General features: G+C 67.9%; 20 protein-coding genes and 1 pseudogene. 11 read left to right on the top strand and 10 right to left on the bottom strand.

The genetic code is table 11. The features are described 5' to 3' along the window. The 3 genes from ACFXN1_RS05830 to ACFXN1_RS05820 all read right to left on the bottom strand — a co-directional run. Nucleotides 1–1,176: nitrate- and nitrite sensing domain-containing protein (locus ACFXN1_RS05830; RefSeq protein WP_379463503.1), on the bottom strand; the 1,176-nt coding region annotated here is incomplete at its 3' end. 166 nt (nt 1,177–1,342) lie between these two features. Continuing rightward, the gene (locus ACFXN1_RS05825) at nt 1,343–1,729 is read right to left on the bottom strand and encodes a roadblock/LC7 domain-containing protein (protein ID WP_379441378.1); all 387 of its coding nucleotides are present in this window, start codon (nt 1,727–1,729) and stop codon (nt 1,343–1,345) included. Further along, nucleotides 1,707–3,710, bottom strand: coding sequence for a nitrate- and nitrite sensing domain-containing protein (locus ACFXN1_RS05820; RefSeq protein WP_379441377.1), 2,004 nt, complete (start codon nt 3,708–3,710; stop codon nt 1,707–1,709). Before ACFXN1_RS05820 ends, ACFXN1_RS05825 begins: the two co-directional genes overlap by 23 nt. Nucleotides 3,711–3,934: 224 nt before the next feature. Between ACFXN1_RS05820 and ACFXN1_RS05815 the strand changes: the two genes are divergently transcribed. The 3 genes from ACFXN1_RS05815 (at nt 3,935) to ACFXN1_RS05805 (ending at nt 6,805) form a co-directional block, all read left to right on the top strand. Next, nucleotides 3,935–4,081 carry an alkaline phosphatase gene (locus ACFXN1_RS05815; RefSeq protein WP_379397184.1) on the top strand — a complete coding sequence of 49 codons (147 nt, stop codon included), beginning with the start codon at nt 3,935–3,937 and terminating at the stop codon, nt 4,079–4,081. A 294-nt stretch (nt 4,082–4,375) separates the two neighbouring features. After that, nucleotides 4,376–5,929 carry a succinic semialdehyde dehydrogenase gene (locus tag ACFXN1_RS05810; protein WP_379441376.1) on the top strand — a complete coding sequence of 518 codons (1,554 nt, stop codon included), beginning with the start codon at nt 4,376–4,378 and terminating at the stop codon, nt 5,927–5,929. Nucleotides 5,930–5,989: 60 nt separating this feature from the next. Next, a complete protein-coding gene (locus tag ACFXN1_RS05805) occupies nt 5,990–6,805 on the top strand; it encodes a class I SAM-dependent methyltransferase (protein ID WP_379441375.1) in 816 nt (271 codons plus the stop codon). 86 nt (nt 6,806–6,891) lie between these two features. Here ACFXN1_RS05805 and ACFXN1_RS05800 read toward each other — a convergent pair whose 3' ends face one another. The 3 genes from ACFXN1_RS05800 to ACFXN1_RS05790 form a co-directional block, all read right to left on the bottom strand. Beyond that, nucleotides 6,892–7,299 (bottom strand): DUF779 domain-containing protein, encoded by a 408-nt coding sequence (locus ACFXN1_RS05800; RefSeq protein WP_354832666.1) that lies wholly within the window; start codon nt 7,297–7,299, stop codon nt 6,892–6,894. A 79-nt stretch (nt 7,300–7,378) separates the two neighbouring features. Continuing rightward, the gene (locus tag ACFXN1_RS05795; RefSeq protein ID WP_379396920.1) at nt 7,379–8,896 is read right to left on the bottom strand and encodes an aldehyde dehydrogenase family protein; all 1,518 of its coding nucleotides are present in this window, start codon (nt 8,894–8,896) and stop codon (nt 7,379–7,381) included. Between the two features lie 192 nt (nt 8,897–9,088). After that, nucleotides 9,089–10,309: a transcriptional regulator gene (locus ACFXN1_RS05790; protein WP_379441373.1), complete on the bottom strand. Its 1,221-nt coding sequence runs from the start codon at nt 10,307–10,309 to the stop codon at nt 9,089–9,091. A gap of 181 nt (nt 10,310–10,490) precedes the next feature. On the opposite strand from ACFXN1_RS05790, the gene ACFXN1_RS05785 reads away from it, so the two are divergent. Then, complete coding sequence (locus ACFXN1_RS05785; RefSeq protein ID WP_379441372.1) at nt 10,491–11,372, top strand: LLM class F420-dependent oxidoreductase; 882 nt, start codon at nt 10,491–10,493, stop codon at nt 11,370–11,372. Nucleotides 11,373–11,384: 12 nt separating this feature from the next. On the opposite strand, the gene ACFXN1_RS05780 is transcribed toward ACFXN1_RS05785, so the two are convergent. The 3 genes from ACFXN1_RS05780 to ACFXN1_RS05770 form a co-directional block, all read right to left on the bottom strand. After that, nucleotides 11,385–11,831, bottom strand: a complete 447-nt coding sequence (locus ACFXN1_RS05780) for a nuclear transport factor 2 family protein (RefSeq protein WP_379380977.1) — start codon at nt 11,829–11,831, stop codon at nt 11,385–11,387. A gap of 563 nt (nt 11,832–12,394) precedes the next feature. Next, nucleotides 12,395–12,850 (bottom strand): transposase, encoded by a 456-nt coding sequence (locus tag ACFXN1_RS05775; RefSeq protein ID WP_379441371.1) that lies wholly within the window; start codon nt 12,848–12,850, stop codon nt 12,395–12,397. Nucleotides 12,851–12,954: 104 nt separating this feature from the next. Continuing rightward, on the bottom strand, nt 12,955–13,233 hold the full coding sequence (locus ACFXN1_RS05770; RefSeq protein ID WP_379396910.1) for a hypothetical protein: 279 nt from the start codon (nt 13,231–13,233) through the stop codon (nt 12,955–12,957). 484 nt (nt 13,234–13,717) lie between these two features. Between ACFXN1_RS05770 and ACFXN1_RS05765 the strand changes: the two genes are divergently transcribed. The 3 genes from ACFXN1_RS05765 to ACFXN1_RS05755 all read left to right on the top strand — a co-directional run bounded on the left by ACFXN1_RS05765 (nt 13,718) and on the right by ACFXN1_RS05755 (nt 14,444). Next, the gene (locus ACFXN1_RS05765; protein WP_379441369.1) at nt 13,718–13,885 is read left to right on the top strand and encodes a hypothetical protein; all 168 of its coding nucleotides are present in this window, start codon (nt 13,718–13,720) and stop codon (nt 13,883–13,885) included. Between the two features lie 148 nt (nt 13,886–14,033). Further along, the gene (locus ACFXN1_RS05760; protein WP_379441368.1) at nt 14,034–14,189 is read left to right on the top strand and encodes a hypothetical protein; all 156 of its coding nucleotides are present in this window, start codon (nt 14,034–14,036) and stop codon (nt 14,187–14,189) included. Nucleotides 14,190–14,243: 54 nt separating this feature from the next. Next, nucleotides 14,244–14,444, top strand: a complete 201-nt coding sequence (locus ACFXN1_RS05755) for a hypothetical protein (RefSeq protein ID WP_354832694.1) — start codon at nt 14,244–14,246, stop codon at nt 14,442–14,444. 29 nt (nt 14,445–14,473) lie between these two features. On the opposite strand, the gene ACFXN1_RS05750 is transcribed toward ACFXN1_RS05755, so the two are convergent. Next, nucleotides 14,474–14,785: a hypothetical protein gene (locus ACFXN1_RS05750; RefSeq protein WP_379441367.1), complete on the bottom strand. Its 312-nt coding sequence runs from the start codon at nt 14,783–14,785 to the stop codon at nt 14,474–14,476. Here ACFXN1_RS05750 and ACFXN1_RS05745 point away from each other — a divergent pair. The 4 genes and pseudogenes from ACFXN1_RS05745 to ACFXN1_RS05730 form a co-directional block, all read left to right on the top strand. After that, the gene (locus ACFXN1_RS05745) at nt 14,775–15,425 is read left to right on the top strand and encodes an ATP-binding cassette domain-containing protein (RefSeq protein WP_379441365.1); all 651 of its coding nucleotides are present in this window, start codon (nt 14,775–14,777) and stop codon (nt 15,423–15,425) included. The two genes, ACFXN1_RS05750 and ACFXN1_RS05745, sit on opposite strands and share 11 nt — an antisense overlap. Next, nucleotides 15,422–16,198: an ABC transporter permease gene (locus ACFXN1_RS05740; RefSeq protein WP_379441364.1), complete on the top strand. Its 777-nt coding sequence runs from the start codon at nt 15,422–15,424 to the stop codon at nt 16,196–16,198. Before ACFXN1_RS05745 ends, ACFXN1_RS05740 begins: the two co-directional genes overlap by 4 nt. Before the next feature lie 118 nt (nt 16,199–16,316). Beyond that, nucleotides 16,317–17,297 (top strand): hypothetical protein, encoded by a 981-nt coding sequence (locus ACFXN1_RS05735; protein WP_379441363.1) that lies wholly within the window; start codon nt 16,317–16,319, stop codon nt 17,295–17,297. 150 nt (nt 17,298–17,447) lie between these two features. After that, nucleotides 17,448–17,772 (top strand): annotated as a pseudogene (locus ACFXN1_RS05730) (hypothetical protein); the annotation flags it as partial.

Genomic DNA, 17,772 nt, shown 5'->3' with positions numbered 1-17,772 from the left:
GTCCAGCACCGCGGCCTCGGCGGCGATGTCGACCGGCTGGCCCGTCCGAAGCTTGGCCATGATCTCGGGCAGCCGCTCGTCGGCCAGCACCAGGGTCTCGTTGCGCAGGCCCTTGAGGCGGCGGATGATCCGGTTCGCGAGCACCAGCGACACCAGGAAGGCGAGCCCGGACACCGCCAGCATGCCGCCGCCGGCGAGTGCGGAGTTGCGGGAATTGCTGTCGGCCACGTCGGCGGCCATCTTCTCGTTGTGGCGGCTCATCTTCTCCCACAGGTGCAGGATCTGGGTGTTGAGCCGGGCAACGGTGTCGCGCCACTCCTGCGCGGTGAAGGTCAGCGGTGCGACCTGCGGTGTGCCACCGGGTTTCGCGGGCGGCACGGTCATGGGGTCGAGTGCCCGCGACAGCAGCACGTTCTCCATCATGACGATCTTCGTCCAGTCCGGATCGTTCATGAGGGCCTGCATGTCGACGTCACCGTTGGTGCCGTCGCCGCCGGCCAGCACGCCGAGGTTCACCCGGTAGGTGCCTGCCACACGGGAGAATTCGATGGCCAGCTCGGGTGGCAGGGTGCCGCCGGCGAGCAGGACCTCGCCGACCGCGGCCTCGCGGGAGAGCATCTCGGCGGCCTGCACGACCTGCAGTCCGTTGGCGACCTCCAGGGCCACTTCGGAACTGGGCGCGGTGTCGGCGACGATGCGGGTGCCGATCCAGACGAACTCGAGCAGCTTGCCGTAGAAGTAGTAGACGTCGGAGATCGACACCGCATTGGTGTCGATCTGGGTGCGCAGACCTGCCAGCTGGCGGGTCAGGGTGAGCAGCCCGCCGACGTCGCCGGTGACGGATTTCGGGCCGAGGTTCTCCATGGCGGCGCTGACCGGTGCCATGCCCTGCAACGCAGTGTCGAGACGGGTGCGCGCCTGCGCCAACGACTTCGGATTCGCGTCGTCGCCACCACCCATCTGGGAGAGGGAGAGCTGGCGCTCCTGCTCCACCGCGGCGATCACTTCTCCGGTGGGCGGTCCCGCGGCGGACAACGCGTCCGCCCAATCCCGCGCGTGCTTGCCCTCGACCACCAGGTACCCCGCGCCACCCACGCCGATCACGAGCAGCGCCAGGCTCGGGACAAGTGCGATGGCGAGCACGCGGGTCCGGACCCCGAGCCTCGCTCTGAACATCCGGCAAAGGTAACGGGGCGTAAGTCACATATGCCCCACCGATCCCGTTGAGCGGGACTGAGATTGACTTTCCCATTCATGTATGCGTGTACATCACAAACAATACCGGTTGCCAGCTATCTTCTAGCAACCGGAATCCGGGGCAGGACAGCACGATTCGCGACTCTCACGCACGCTGGCGCGGTGCTGCGGAGAGGAAGGATCCGACCCGCTGCACGGTCAGGTTCATCTCGTAGGCGACCATGCCGAGGTTCGCGTCGGCCGCGGCCTGCAGTGCCAGGCAGGCATTGGCGCCCGGCGCGGTGACGAACAGGACCGCGCGGTCGAGTTCGATCACGGCCTGCCGCACCCCGCCCGCGTCGAATCGGTGCCCGGCACTGCGGGACAGCCCGAACAGGGTCGAGGACATGGCACAGAAGTGCTCGGCGTCCTCCCGGCTCATCCGCGCCGACCGGCCGAGCAGCAGCCCGTCGGCGGAATGCACCACCGCGTGCCGCACGCCCGCGAGTTTGTCGACGAGATCGTCGAGATCACCAGCGGGGGAGGTGTTCACCTTCGCCTTCCTGTCGGGTGGCGGGCGGCGCGCCGGGATCGGTCTGCCGCCCCTGTCGGGTGCCGTTCTCGATGGCCGACGGGATGAGGACGATGGCGCGCGTGCCGCCGTAATCGGAATCGGACAGGCGCACCGAGATGCCGTGCCGGGCGGCCAGCCGCGACACCACGAACAGGCCCAGGCGGGAATCCGAGGACAGGCTGGTGACGGCGAAATCCGGTGGCCCGGCCAGCAGCTCGTTGAGCCGGGCCAGGTCGGACTCGGGAATGCCCATGCCCTGATCGCTGATCTCGACCGCGACCCCGCGGCCCACCGAGGCGCCGGAGATCTCGACGCGGGACTGCGGCGGGGAGAAGGAGGCGGCGTTGTCGATCAGCTCGGCCAGCAGGTGGATGAGGTCGGCGACGGACCCGCCGGCAATGAAAGCCGCAGGCAGGCGGCCGGTCTGGACCCGGGTGTAGTCGGCGGTCTCGCCGACGGCGGACCGCACCAGTTCCAGCAGCGGAACCGGATTGCGCCACTGACGGCCGGGGCGCCCGCCCGCGAGGATGATCAGGTTCTCGGCATTGCGGCGCTCGCGGGTGGCCAGGTGGTCGAGCTGGAAGTAGATGTCCAGCAGCTCCGGATCCTCCAGCCGGGATTCGGCCTCGTCGAGGATCTCCAGCTGCCGGTGCACCACCACCTGGCTGCGGTGCGCGATATTGAGGAAGACCGACTTCACACCCTCGCGGGTACGCGCCTCGGTGACCGCGGCGGCGACGGCCGTCCCGTGGGCGTGGCCGAAAGCCTCGGCGACCTGGCCGATTTCATCGTGGCCGAACTCCAGGACGGGTGTCTCGATCTCGATGTCGAGGTGTTCACCGGCGGCCAGCCGACCCATCGTCTCGGGCAGCTGCTCGTCGGCCAGGGCCAAGGTGCGATCGCGCAAACGCCGGAGCCTGCGGATGATCCGATTGGCCAGCGCCAGCGCGACCACGATCGCGCCCACCCCGACCACGACCATGCCCGCCCCGGCCGCCAGCGATTTCCTGGTGGTGTCGTCCGCGGCGGCCCCGGCCAGCTGCTGGGCCTCGGCGTTCTCCGCCTGCCAGAGGTTCGCCAGGCCGTGCGTGACCTCCCCGGCGCTGTGCTGCCATTCCGTGACCGAGATCGGGAGCGGTTGCAGCGCCGAGCGTTTGGCCGAGCCGTCCGACGGCACCAGGGTGTGCTGGGCCAGGACCGGCTCCACCACGCCCAACTGCTGCCAGGCGGCGGTCGAGACCAGCGCCCGGGCCGCGGCGGCCTGCAACTCGTCGGGTGCGCTGACAATGCCGTCGACCCGGGTGCGGTAATAGCCGACCAGGCTGAGGTATTCGGCGCCCAGCTCGGGGGAGAGGTTGTTGCCGTCGATCAGGGCCGCGCCCAGCGCGTTAGCGCGGCTCATGGCCTCGAGGCAGTGCAGTACGTCCGCGGCCTGGGTGAGCTCGACGGCGGTGGCGGCATCGGGAGCGGTCTTCTGCGCGACCTGCACGCCCGCCATGACGGCCTCGGGAATGTGGTTGTAGAAGGCGTAGGCGTCGGCCGGCCCGAGGGTGCCCGCATCGACCCCGGCGCGAATTCCGGCCAGCTGCTTGCTCATTTCGCCGAGGGCGCCGGTGGCCTGGCCCATGGACGCGGGCCCGATCCGCGACAGCGCCGACTGGGCCGGGGCGATCAGTCGCACGGCACTGTCGAGCCGCTGGCGCGCCGTCGTCAGCTGGCGCACATCGGAATCCATCCCGGCCACCCGCCACAGGGTCAGCTGCCGTTCGGCCTGCACGGCCTCGATCAGCTCGCGGGTGGGCGCGATGCCCGCCTGCATCTCGTCGGCCCAGGTGCGAGCCTGGTGTGAGCGGTCGATCAGGGTGCCGGCGACGCCGAGGCCGATGGCCGCCAACGCCACGCTCGGTACCAGCGCGATGGCCAGGATCCGGGTGCGGACCCCGAGCGTCGGAAAGCGCATCGCTGCAACGTAATTGCGCCGCGATGCGCTCGGCGGGTCGAGTCCTTTTGTGCGGGACGGGATTTGACACCGGCGAGACGAGTCCCGTACGCCGGGAGGTGGCCGATCTCCCTGCAGTTTCTTTAGAGTTCGTTTACCTTCGAGCCAGCTGTGAGCTTCCTGCGAGACCAGAGTGGGCAAACTTTCAGCACTAGCTTCGTCCGCGCCCGGGACAGCGGGCCGCGCTGGCCGAGATGACCACCAAGGCCATCGACCTGCTGTCGAAGCGCAAGGACGGCAAGGGCTTCCTGCTGCAGGTGGAGGGCGCGCTCATCGACAAGGGCTTCCGGTACTGGTCAACGAATAGCCCGTTCCCGCAGCGCTTTTCATGATCCCGCGCACGCACCCCTCGTGCGTGCGCGGGATCGGGCCCTTGGCCAGTGCTGCCTCACCGGCGATGGATCCCTGCCCGGGTACTGCTGGCTGTTTCTTCGTTCCGCGTTCATGATCGGTTACAAGATTGCGCAGGTAGCAGCCAAAATCGGGGCAATCACGACATTTCGGCCCAACTGCCCCTCCGGCCGGAACCCGATCCGACCGGGCGGAATCCCGCAGTCCCGGCCGGGCGCGGGCGTAGCGGAGTAGATTGTGTGTATCCGGAAGTTACTCGTAAGTAGGAGGCAATGATGCCGGTGCCGGCTGCCGCGGTGTTCGAACGGTTGCGCTCGTTCGCGGCCGTGGATACCGCCCAGGACCATGCGACCCGAGCGATCACCGAGGTGTTCACCGGCGAGACCCTGGGCTCGGTGCCGGTCGGGACCGCCGCCGATGTCACGGCCGCTATCGCCAAAGCGCGTATCGCGCAGGCCGAATGGGCCGCGCGTACGCCCAAGCAGCGGGCCGAGGTGCTGGATCGGTACCGGGCGCTCGTGGTCGAGAACCGCGACTACCTGATGGACATCATCCAGGCCGAGACCGGCAAGGCGCGATGGGCGGCTCAGGAGGAGGTCATCGGGCTGATGTTCGCGGCCCGCTACTTCTCCCGGGTGGCTCCGCAGCTGCTCGCCCCGCACGGTGCAGCGGGCGCGTTCCCGGTGCTGAACCGGGCCTCGGTGCGCGCGGTGCCCAAGGGCGTGGTCGGGGTGATCGCGCCCTGGAACTACCCGATGCTGCTCTCGGTGGGCGACTCGATTCCGGCGCTGCTGGCCGGCAATGCCGTGGTGGTCAAGCCCGACAGCCAGACCCCGTACTCCTCGCTGGTCAACGCCGAGCTGTTCGCGCGCGCCGGGCTGCCGCGCGATCTGTTCGCGGTGGTCCCGGGACCCGGCACGGTGGTCGGCACGGCCATCGTCGAGGACTGCGACTACCTGATGTTCACCGGTTCCTCCACCACCGGCCGCACCCTGGCCGAGCAGTGCGGGCGCCGCCTCATCGGCTTCTCGGCCGAGCTCGGCGGCAAGAACCCGATGATCGTCACCCGCGGCGCCGATCTGAACAAGGCCGCCAAGGCCGCGGTCCGCGCCTGCTTCTCCAATGCGGGCCAGCTGTGCATCTCCATCGAACGGCTCTATGTCGAGCGCGAGGTCGCCGACCAGTTCACCGCGAAGTTCGTCGCGGCGATGCGGGCAGCGAAACTCGGTGCCGCGTACGACTTCTCGCAGGATATCGGCAGCCTCATCTCCGAGGCCCAGCTGGAGACGGTCACCAAGCATGTCGCCGACGCGGTGTCCAAGGGCGCGAAGGTGCTCGCCGGCGGCAATGCCCGCCCGGACCTGGGCCCGCTGTTCTTCGAACCGACGGTCCTGTCCAACGTCACCGACGCGATGGAGTGCGGCCGCAACGAGACCTTCGGCCCGCTGGTGTCGATCTACCCGGTCGACTCGGTGCAGGAGGCCATCACCCGAGCCAATGACACCGAGTACGGCCTGAACTCCAGCGTGTGGGCGGGCAGCAAGGCCGAGGGCGAGCACATCGCGGAGCAACTGCACGCGGGCACGGTGAACGTCGACGAGGGCTACGCCCCGGCCTGGGGCACCACCGGTGCGCCGATGGGCGGCATGGGCATCTCCGGCGTCGGCCGCCGCCACGGTCCCGACGGCCTGCTGAAGTTCACCGAACCCCAGTCCATCGTGGTCACGCGGTTCCTGAACCTGGACGCCCCGCCCTTCATCCCGCAGAACAAGTGGCAGCCGTTCCTCATGGCCATCGCCCGCGGCATCCGGTTCCTGCCGGGTCGCTGATCCTCCCGCTGGACCACCCGTCCGGTGTGCGTACACTGTACCCGTCGGAAGGGTGGTCGAATGCCGGAGAATCCGCTTGCCGCGCCGGGCCCGTGGGACCAGGTCGCTGAGAGTTACGACGACGTCGTATCGGACATGATGCGGCCGTTCGCGATTCGCGCATTGGAATCGGCCGAACTGAGCGGCCGGTCCCGGGTCATCGATGTGGCCACCGGGCCCGGCGTACTGGCGCTGCTGGCCGCGCCGCGGGTCGCGGAGGTGGTCGCGGTCGACTTCTCCGAGGCCATGATCCGGCGGCTACGACGGGCCATCATGCAGACCGGGGTCGGCAATGTGCTCACCGGCGTCGGCGACGGGCAGGAATTGCGCTACGCCAGTAACACTTTCGACGCCGCGTTCTCGATGTTCGGGCTCATGTTCTTTCCGGACCGGGCCAGCGGGTTCGCCGAGCTGCACCGGGTGCTGCGGCCGGGCGGCATCGCGGTGGTGTCGAGCTGGGCCCCGATCACGGACTCGCCGCTGATGACATTGCTGTTCGAGGCGTTCCAGGCCGGGATTCCGGGATTCCCTGCGCCCCAGCCGAATCCGGAGAGCCTCGAGAATCCGAACCTGTTCGAGAAGGAGCTGCTCGCCGCCGGTTTCACCGAGGTGGTGCTGCGGCCGCACGCGGAATCGTTCAGTTACGACAGCGCCGAGCAGATGTGGGACCGGCTGACCCGGGGCAGCGCACCACTGCAGGCGACCCGCCGGCGCACCGACAGGGCCACCTGGGCAGCCCAGGAAAAGGTCATGATCGACTATCTGCGCGAGCACTACGTGCCGGGCACACCGCTGTCGACGACCGCATGGCTGGGTACCGGTCGCGTTCCGCGATAAGGACTTTCGGGTTCGGAGCCGTCCGGAGGCTCCGGAGGTTTACGATGGCGCGGCCGACCCGGAGAAACCGGCCGCGCCACCTTCCTTCACCCGGCCAGCTCGTTGCCGCGCAGCGGAGCGGGAGCCGCTTCCAACGCCGCTGTCTCGGCATCGGTGAACAGGCGTGACCGGATGACGAATCGGACTCCCTCGGGTGCCTCGAGGGAGAAACCACCGCCGCGGCCGGGGACCACGTCGACGGTCAGATGGGTGTGGCGCCAGTACTCGTACTGGTCGGCGCTGATCCAGAACGCCGTGTCCGGGAAGACGCGGCCGAGCAGCACATCGGCCGCGCCCACCCGGAACTCGCCCAGGGGGTAACACATCGGGGAGCTGCCGTCGCAGCAGCCGCCCGACTGGTGGAACATCACCGGACCATGGTGATCGATGAGGTCCTGCAGCACGTGTGCGGCGGCCTCGGTGATGGTCACCCGGGATACGGAACCTGCTTTCATCACGCTCCTCGCAGACCGTCCGGCCCGTCCGACTCCGAATTACCGACAAAAGTTCCGAATGAACCGAATTGCTTGCGGTTCAGAAGAATCCGAGCTTGTTCGGGGAGTAGGACACGAGCAGGTTCTTGGTCTGCTGATAGTGGTCGAGCATCATACGGTGGTTTTCCCGGCCGATGCCGGACTTCTTGTAGCCGCCGAACGCCGCGTGCGCGGGATAGGCGTGGTAGCAGTTGGTCCACACCCGGCCGGCCTTGACCGCGCGGCCCACCCGGTAGGCGGTGCTGCCGTCGCGGGTCCACAGGCCCGCGCCGAGGCCGTAGAGCGTGTCATTGGCGATGGTTACCGCTTCGACCTCGTTGTCGAAGCGGGCCACCGCTACCACCGGACCGAAGATTTCCTCCTGGAAGATCCGCATGTCATTGCGGCCCTCGAAGATCGTCGGTTCGATGTAGTACCCATTGGGGAAGCCCTCCACCTTGCGCATCTCGCCGCCGGTGAGGACCCTTGCGCCCTCTTTGCGGCCGATGTCGATGTAGGACAGGATCTTTTCGTACTGGTCGTTACTGGCCTGCGCGCCGATCATGGTCGTGTCGTCGAGCGGATTGCCGCCCTTGATGGCCTTGGTGCGCTCGAGGCAGCGGGCCATGAACTCGTCGTAGATCGACGAGTGGATCAGCGCCCGCGACGGACAGGTGCAGACCTCGCCCTGGTTGAGCGCGAACATCACGAAGCCCTCGACGGCCTTGTCCAGGAAGGCGTCGTCGGCGGCCATGACGTCGGGGAAGAAGATATTGGGGCTCTTGCCGCCGAGTTCCAGCGTGACCGGGATGATGTTCTCGCTGGCGTACTGCATGATGAGCCGGCCCGTGGTGGTCTCGCCGGTGAAGGCGACCTTGGCGACGCGCGGGCTGGAGGCCAGCGGCTTGCCCGCCTCGACGCCGAAACCGTTGACCACGTTGACGACTCCGGGCGGCAACAGGTCGGCGATGAGCTCGATGACCAGCAGCAGCGAGGCCGGGGTCTGTTCGGCGGGCTTGATGACCACGCAGTTGCCGGCCGCGAGGGCGGGGGCCAGCTTCCAGGCGGCCATGAGGATCGGGAAGTTCCACGGAATGATCTGCCCGACCACACCCAGCGGTTCCTGGAAGTGATAGGCGACGGTGTCGGCGTCGATCTGGGAGAGATGGCCCTCCTGCGCGCGCACCGCGCCGGCGAAGTAGCGGAAGTGGTCGACCGTCAAAGGTAGGTCGGCGGCGAGGGTTTCGCGGACCGGCTTGCCGTTCTCCCAGGTTTCGGCGACAGCGAGCCGCTCCAGGTTCGCCTCGATCCGGTCGGCGATCCTGTTGAGGATGTTGGCACGATCCGTCACCGACGTGGCACCCCAGGCGTCGGCCGCCCGGTGCGCCGCCTCCAGGGCCATATCGATGTCCGCGGCACTCGAACGCGCCACCTGACAGAAGGTTTCACCGTCGATCGGCGAGGGATTGTCGAAGTATCTGCCCTCGATCGGCGCTTTCCACTCGCCGCCGATGAAGTTGTCATAGCGGCGGTTGAAGCTGACGATGCTCCCGTCGGTGCCGGGTTTTGCGTAGATCATGGCGCGGCTCCTGATCCCGTATCTGCGGTGACGGGGGCCACTATGAACCGCGAAGGTTGGCGGGAGGTTGGCGCGGGGTTGGCGAAACGTTGCTGAGTCACTGCCGTCGAATACGACTGCGGGAATGGACATTCCGGACAAGGCGGCATATTCGTGGCATGGCGTGCACCCGCGCACGCACTGCGGCATCGATTACGCGCGCAAGGCGGTGTGCAGGCGTGCGGTCGCCAGCGCGCGGCGGCTGTCGCCGCGGGGGAGCAGATGCAGCGCGTGCTCGTGGATCTCGATGTCGTCCGGGCAGCGCTGACCGAAACGCAGGGCGTGCTCGGGGTTGTGGTCGGCGAGCACGGCCGTGCGCAGGCAGACGTCGAGGTGTTCACGCCACTGCACGATGCCCGGGACGTCCGAATCAGGCAGCAGCGGACCGCGATACAGGCGGACGGCGGTGGTCAGGTCGCCCGCTTCGAGGGCGGCGAGCAGCTCGACGGCGTCGCAGGCGAGGGGTTCGGTGAGCATGTAGCGGCGGTCGGCGATGCGGCCGTCGGTGGCGGCGCGCAGGCGGGAGACGTCGGCCTTGAGGGTGCTGGAGGACACCGACCGGTCGCCATAGACGGCCTCGTGCAAGCGTTCCGGCGTGAAGCCCTCAGGTTCCAGGGCGAGCAGGGTCAGGATCTCCAGCTGCCGGGGCCGCATCGCCATCTGCTTGCCCTGCTTGTAGAGGCGCGGCACCCCCAGCGATTCCAGCCGGGTATCACCGGCGGGGCGGGACTGTTCGGCATGTACTCGGGCTTCGATGGCTGTCACCAGGGCTCGGACCGTTGTGAGGATGAGCGGATGTGAGCGATCCCAATACGTCGACAAATCCAGCACGCCGAGCTGACGACCGTCGGCGGCGCGGATGGGCGCACAGTAACAGACCCAGCCGTGCAGCGCCTCCACCAGATGCTCGGCGGCCCAGACCGAGGTGGGGCGACCGCTGTGCAGCGACAGCGCGACACCGCTGGTGCCCATGTACGGCTCGTCCCAGCAGCCGCCGGGCGCGAGATTGACCGATTCCGCCCGCCGCCGGACCGATCGGTCGCCACAGCTGAAGAGCACGGTCCCCGTGTCGTCGGTGACCACCGCGACCATGCCCGAATCCTCCGACAGGGCCCGGAGCTCACCGGCCATCTCGGTGATCGGCGTGCGCAATGGCGATTCGGCCCAGCGCGAACCCAATTCGTCCCGATCGGTTCCGGGCGCCACCGCACGCGTCGGATCCACCGTGCGCAGCGACCGCTCCCACGACTCCGCCACCTCGTTGCGCAGCACCACCTCGGTGCCGGGCGGGCGGCCCGAGGAGGCCGTGGTCCACCGCACCCATGCCTTCTCCAACTCCGCCCGCTGGTGCGAAGGGACTGGCAGCTGTGTCATGGCGCAAACTCCTCGCGGTGCGACCGGACCGAGCGATATCCCATGATGGCGCGCGGTCGCATCGCGCGGGCCGCATTCGCCGCAGTCCGTGCGCTAATTCGTTCCGGGCGGCTTCGCAGCCTTCGCCGCCCCGGTTCGGCGCCCTCGAACGGTTCCGAATTCCACTGGTAGACAAGAAGTCATGGTCCTCCCTTTCCGCTTCGGCGTGAACCTGCTGACCCCCGCATCTCGCCCGGAATGGATCGAGAAGTGCCGTCGCGCCGAGGGACTCGGCTACGACGTCATCGGAGTGCCCGACCATCTCGGGCTGCCCGCGCCGTTCCCGGCGCTCATGCTGGCCGCGGATGTCACCGAACGGCCGCGGCTGAACACCTTCGTGCTCAATACGCCCTTCTACAACCCGGTTCTGCTGGCCCGGGACGTGGCCGGGCTGGATCAGCTCACCGGAGGTCGGTTCGAGCTGGGGTTGGGGGCCGGGTACGTGCGGGCCGAATTCGAGGCCGCCGGAATGCCGTTCCCGTCGGCGGGTCGCCGCGTCGCGCACCTCGAGGAGACGGTCACGACGCTGCGCCGCCTCTACGCCGATCCGGAGTATCAGCCGCGTCCGGCGCAGCCTTCCGGGCCGCCGCTGCTCGTAGCCGGCTGGGGTGAGCGGGCGCTGGGGCTGGCCGCCGAGTACGCCGACATCGTCGCCTTCACCGGCGCGAGCTCGGCCGACAGCGGGCTGCTCACGCTCGCGGACGCCGACTCGACCGCGAAGAAGACGGACTACGTGCGCGGGCTGCTCGGAAACCGGGCCGACGCCGTCGAATTCAACCTGCTCGTGCAGGGCATCGCCGCACCGGCTGACCGCGAGGCCGCGGTCGCCTACCTCACCGAGCACCTGCCCTTCGGCTACACCGGCGCGCTCGAGGACCTGCCCGTGCTGCTGGTCGGCACCGCCGCGCAGATGGCCGAGGCCCTGCGCGAACGCCGGGAACGCTTCGGGTTCAACTACGTCACCGTGCTCGAGCACAACATGGACCGGTTCGCGCCGCTCATCGAGCTGCTGAAGGGGGAGTGATCCCCGCAGGACTCAGGTGCCCGGGACCGCGTCGGGGGCGATGAACATGTAGCTCTTCTCCTCCACCCGCTGCTTGATGCGCCATTCGCCGTCCATGCGCACGAAGGTGTCGTGATACCAGAGCCCGCACAGCATGAGCTGCCGCGTGCCGTCGGCGGCGGTGACCAGCATCGGGTTGTGGCACATGGTGCGGGCGGTGGCGTTATCGCCCTCCACGCGGATGGAGGAGTTACTGATCATGTGCTGGAAGGCGGAGAAATTCGGCATGACGGTGGCGAGGAACTTCTTGGTGGATTCCACGTCACCGGCCGGGCCGCCCATCGCCGTGTAGTCGATGTGGGCGTCGGGGGTGAAGATTTCGTCCAGCAGCTCCCATTGGTGGGTGTCCACGGCGTGGGAATAGCGGACCATCAGGTCCTCTATTTCCAGGCGGTCCGAAATCTCCTGCAGGGACAGCATGGTGCCTCCGAGTGGTGCCGATAACTGTTCAGGGACGGTGGGCCAGCGTACGGCGAGGCGGACGTTGATCTTGCCGTTTCCGAAAGATATTGCAGGCGAATGGGATCAACCGAGGCCAGCGCCCCGCCAACCGTCCGGAGCAGCGGGTTTGCTTACCGCCGACCTACCGGTCACTACCGCGCCATACCGGCGGCTACCGATTTCTGCCCCTCAAAAGAGGAGGCAATCGTCGAGCGCACCTACCGCGAACTACCGCCCACTACTGCCGCTTTCGGCCCGAACTCGACCACCAGCAGCGCTTGAACAGGCGTCGAACCTCAGTCGGCTGACCATATCTCGAGCGGCCGGTATCCAGTGTTTGCAGTACAGCCTTGCTGGCGTGTCGTCGATCCGACACGCCAGCGAGATTCCCGGGCCAGCAATCTACCGGCAAACCCCTCGGGCTGGACGGCATCGCTGAGAGGACCCAACTCGTGAGCGCCCGACACACGCGCGAATGCCGATGGTCATCCGGGGCACGCGACACGGCCCCCAGAGCTTGAAACTCAAGCTATGGCTTGTCCTCAAAGCCATATGAGGAGGGTGGCCAGGTCGAGCATGCCTCGGTAGGAGGTTGCTGTCTTGTCGTAGCGGGTGGCGATCGCTCGGTACTGTTCGAGCCGGTTGAAGCAGCGTTCGACCACGTTGCGGCGTCGATAGGCGATCGGGTCGAACACCGGTGGACGGCTACCGTTTCTGCCGCGGCGACGACGATTGGCCTGCTGGTCGATGCGTTCGGGAATCGTCGCGGCAATACCGCGACCGCGCAGGTGCTCGCGGATGGCGCGGGTGGAATAACTCATGTCGGCCAGTACTCGCCGCGGCCGTGTCCAGGGCCGGCCCTCCGGATTCCCCCTTCCTGGACCGGCTTTCGTCGTTTCCGGCGGTAGCAACGCGAGATGGCCGAAAAAGACTCGGCCCCAGCCCGTTTGGCGTCTGCGCTGCCAAGCCGATAGATTGACCGTTCGAAATATGGACACCCGTTTATGTGTCTCTCCAATAAGATGGCCGCCGCCGGTACGCCCCGCCAACGAATGCCCGGCGGCCGACCATGAGAGCCACTTCTCCGCTGAGACGTCCCCGACTACAGCATTTCGGCGTACATGCGGCCGTCGAGGATTCCGAACTCGATCCGGCAGGGGAACGCCGACGGGTGCCCGGCCGCAACAGCGTGCAGGTTCCCCCCGATGACGGTGGTCGCCCAGTCTCGCAGCTGCTCGGGTAGCTGGTACCGCGCGCCGTTGGTTGCCCGCAGATACAGGGTGTCGGCGCCGGCGGGGTCGTAGATGCCGACGGCAGCGACGTCGAGGATCATCCCCGTCTGCTGCGGCGTGGCGATCATGGGCGGCTCGAGTGGTGTCATGCCAGGAAGATAATGCTGGCAGCGGGCACTGGGGACCGCTCTGATCAATACGGCCCGATACGTCCGAGTCGGTCTCTGCTCCCGTCCAACGGACGCCGTTCAATGTCCAACGAGACAGCGTGACCGGATCGCAGCGCACTATGTGTCCACGGATGGATGGTCGCAGTGACGCAGCCGATCACCCACCTGGATGGGTGCTGGTTCCCGCCGACACCCACCACCAGCCCATCATGGATCCCTATGTCTTCCAGTTGAGGAGCTCCAGCACGGTGCAGGTGATGAGGTCCCCTGATTCGCTGCTCGCCGTCAACTGGGTCTTGCTGGTCGTCTTCGCTCATACCGGATTTGACGCGCCGAGCACGCCGGCGGTTGCATGCGACAGGCGCCGATATGCGGAACCCGGTGCGAACCACATCGGACGTGCATCGGACCCCGATCCGAGCTGGATCGCATCCGCGCCGCGTTCAACCAGCACGATCGGGTGGTGATCCTGACCGACGAGCAGAGCGGCTGGGGTGGTGATCCTGGATCCGCGATGCCGAAGGAGGTCCCGCTGTACACGTGGAACCTCGCCGGCTACCGGATGGTCACGCTGCGGGTGGCCCGAACCGGCACACCTTCGGTGGTCTCCCGGACTCGTGCTTCGCCTTGATCGAACTCATTGAGCGGGGCCGTGATTCGGATTGGCCCATTTGAATGACACGCATGGGTGATGTCAAATCAAGCGCGAGATCCGGCTGGCGGTCCAGGACGTCAAGGCCGGCCCGGCACTGTACAAGCCGCTGGCCCAGGTCGGTGACTTGGTGGTGGGCGCGTACGCCAAGCTGGGCGGCGGCGACACCTCCGGGGTGACCGATTTGGAGAATTCGATCGACTCGATCGAGGCGCAGGCGAAGGGCGCGGGCGACGCGATCACCGAGCCCGCCAATACCGACCCCAACTCTGTACCGAACTAACTGTCGGAACCGTTCCCGTCCGACATCCGGGCGGTAATTCGACAGGAGAGCCGAATGCGCGATGCCGACAGCCATCCCATCTTCTCTCGATGCCTCGCCTGTACCAACCGCATCCACTGGGTGGAATGCCCGACCGGCGGGTGGTGGAAGCATGACAAGCATCCCGGCGACGACCACGACGCGGTCTCGCCGTTGCGCGTGTTGGAAGAGAGGGACGACAGCGGCAACTGCGTGGTCGTGGGAACCACCATATGACCGCGACCCTCCGTTGAGCACCGCCTGGGTCATCTCCGAACCCGGCGGCTGAGCTGCGCCATGGCGTCGAAGTAGAAGTCCGCGGCGTCCGGCAGCTCGGCGAGCAGGCGTGGCGCCTCCCAGCCCTGGCCCGTGAAGGTTTCGGCGAGGATGCGGTGTTGGGCCGCGGTGTCGCGGCGCTGCTGGTGGGGCTCGCGCAGGCGCTCATCGACCCCGAAACCGCCCCCACCGGAGCGGAACTCGCCGAGGGGCTGCGTCGGATCGCCGGGCTGCCGGCGAGTAGGCGACCCCGCGCCCCGTCGCCGATCGGGAGTGGGGCAGGGTGAGGCGGTGCCCAGCATTGTCTTGGACCGGGTCAGTCTCGGCCACGGATCGACCTCGGTGCTCGTCGAGGTCGATGCCACCTTCGCGGCCGGGCGGTGCACGGCCGTGGTCGGACCGAGCGGGGCGGGCAAGACGACCCTGCTGCGGCTGCTGAATCGGTTCGGGGAACCCGACAGCGGACGGGTGCTGCTGGACGGGATCCCGGTGGCCGACCTGGATGTGCTGACGCTGCGGCGGCAGGTGGGGTTGGTGCCGCAGCGTCCGGTGTTGCTCACCGACACGGTCGGCGAGGAGGTGTGCGTGGGGCGGGCCGTCGATTCCGAGCGGGTGGGCGAATTGCTCGGGGCGGTCGGCTTGCCCGACGGGTTCGCGGCGCGCCGCTGCGCCGAGCTGTCCGGGGGTGAGGCGCAACGGGTTTGCCTGGCGCGGGCGCTGGCGGTGGAGCCGCGGGTGCTGCTGCTCGACGAGCCGACCTCGGCGCTGGACGGGGCGTCGGCGGTGGCGATCGGTGCGTTGATCCGGGCGCATGTGGCGGCCGGCGGCAGCGTGGTGCTGGTCAGCCATGATCCGGGATTCGTGGCCGAGGTGGCGGACGAGGTGTGGACGCTGGCCGCCGGGCGGCTCACGCGCGGTGCGGAAGCGGGGAATCAGCCATGACCCAGGGACTTTCGGTGCCCGACTGGACGGGCGTCGGCGCGTCGCTGGTCCTGGTCGCGCTGGCGGCGGCCATCGCCTACCGGCAGCAGCTGCATCTGACCCGCGAACTGCTGATCGCGGCGGCCCGGGCCGGGGTGCAGCTCGTCGCGGTGGGCGCGATTCTGCTGATCCTGTTCCGCCACACCGGATTGCCGGGCGCGCTGGGCTGGGTGGTCCTGATGATCGTCATCGCCGGGCAGGTGGCCGGGCGACGCGGGGCGGGGCTGCCGCACGCGACGCGCTCGGCGACCATCGGCGTGGCGTTCGGCGCTTCCATCACCCTGGGGGCGCTGATCGCGCTCGGCATCATCTCCACGCAGGCGCGGGTGGTGGTGCCGGTGGGCGGCATGATCGTGTCGTCGGCGATGCAGTCGACCGGAATCGCTCTGCGCCGCCTGGTCGAGGACGCGCGCCGGGCCCGCGATGCCGTGGAAGCGCGGCTGGCACTGGGTCTTTCGGCGTACCAGTCGTTCCTGCCGAATCAGCGTTCGGCGCTGCGCACCGCGCTGGTCCCGGCCATCGACTCGACCAAGGTGGTCGGTCTGATCAGTCTGCCGGGCGCGATGACGGGTCTGATTCTGGCGGGCGTGGATCCGCTGACGGCCATCCGCTACCAGATCGTCGTGATGTACATGCTGCTCGCGGCCACGACCCTGGCCGCGCTGGCGGCCACACGGGTGGCCGAGCGGACCCTCTTCGACGGTGCACAGCGCCTGGTCCGGCTGCCCGACTGACGACCGTCCGGCCCGCAAAATCCTAATGAGTGAGATTTCAAATGCGAGCTCAAACGTCCGAAATGCCGTTATCGTTACGATGTCGTCGGTAAAATGCTTGGGGGATAGGTAGTTTCGTATGGAAGCGATCGAGTTCTTCATGCCGTTCGGCGCTGCGGGGGTCAATCCCGCGGAGCCGGAAGCCGAAGCGGGGATGTGGTCCTGGCTGGAGGCCTACGGGCTGGTTCCCACCGAGCCCACCCGGCGTCGCATGGAACGCACCCGCCCGGCGCGCATGTACGCCCTCTGGTGTCCGAGCGCGGACCCCGAGGAGCTCACGCTGCTGAGCCAGTACACCGCATGGGCTTTCATCGTCGACGATCAGTTCGACATCGAAATTCCCAATCCGCGCCGGTGTCTGGAGGCCATTACCGCCATCGAGGCCGTACTGGACGGTACGACAACACCTTCCGGCGTGCTGGCGATCGCCTTGGCCGACCTGTGGCCGCGCCTGTGCCACGGCCGGTCGGCGGCTTGGCGGCGGAGCGTGCGCCGGGAGATCCACGACTGGCTGTGGACCTACTACACCGAGAGCGTCGGCCGACTATCGGGCAATCTGCCCGACCTCGAGACCTACCGCGCACATCGGCGAGACGGTGTGGCGCTGTTCGTGTTTCTCGATATCAGCGAACGGGCCGAGGGCGTGGACCTGCCCGCCGCCGTCCGCCACCTGCCCGCCATGCGCAGCCTGCGGGTGGCGGCCGTCGAACACATGGGCCTGTTCAACGATGTGCTGTCGGTTGCCTCGGACGAGGCCTCCGGCTACCTCTACAACTCGGTACTGCTCGCGCAGTATCACCACGGGCACAACAGAGCTCAGGCCCGGCAACTGGTCAACGGCATGCTCTCCGAATGCGTCGAGCACATGATCGAGGCGGTGCAACGCTTGCCGACCGAGCTCGACGATGCCGGCCTCACCGGCCGCGAACGCGCGGACGCCCTGGTCACCGCCCAGAATTACACCATCTATGTGCGCGCCAACCACGACTACCACTATCAGGCGGCCCGCTACACGAGCGCACCCGCGGAGGCGCTCGAGCACGGCCTGCCACTGACCTGAAGCAGGAAACCTTCCGGCGTTGCCGAAATGAAATCCGCAGGCAACCCTCAGGTTTCAGACTGTGATGGGACCATGAGCTTCTTCTGAGCATGGCTGCCCAGCCGCCATCGGGTGGCTGCGGCAACCGTGTCCGAGCGAGCGGGGCCGATTATGCGAGCGTCGAAACCGATCCGATTCACCGCAGGACAGCACGCCGAGGGCAAGCGCCGATGGAGCCTGTCCCGTCCGGCCGCGGCCGCCCTGGCCGACCGTGACGAAACCTGCGCCCGCGCACCCGAATCCCTATCGCACCCGCTCGACGTGGACACCGAGCGGAGAGCTCGCAGACGCCTGTCCGAGGCCCGGATCGCCATCGACCCGGTGCTGCGCTCGGCGGTCGGCGCGCTGGCCGAACCCCTGGATGTGATGGCCGGGTACCACTTCGGGTGGTGTGATCCCGAGGGGCGGACGGTCACCGGCGCGCAGGGCAAGGCGC

Origin of the sequence: Nocardia sp. NPDC059154 (assembly GCF_042755705.1) — a bacterium.
Classification (GTDB): Bacteria; Actinomycetota; Actinomycetes; order Mycobacteriales; family Mycobacteriaceae; genus Nocardia.
This window is presented reverse-complemented; position numbering and strand designations above follow the sequence as displayed.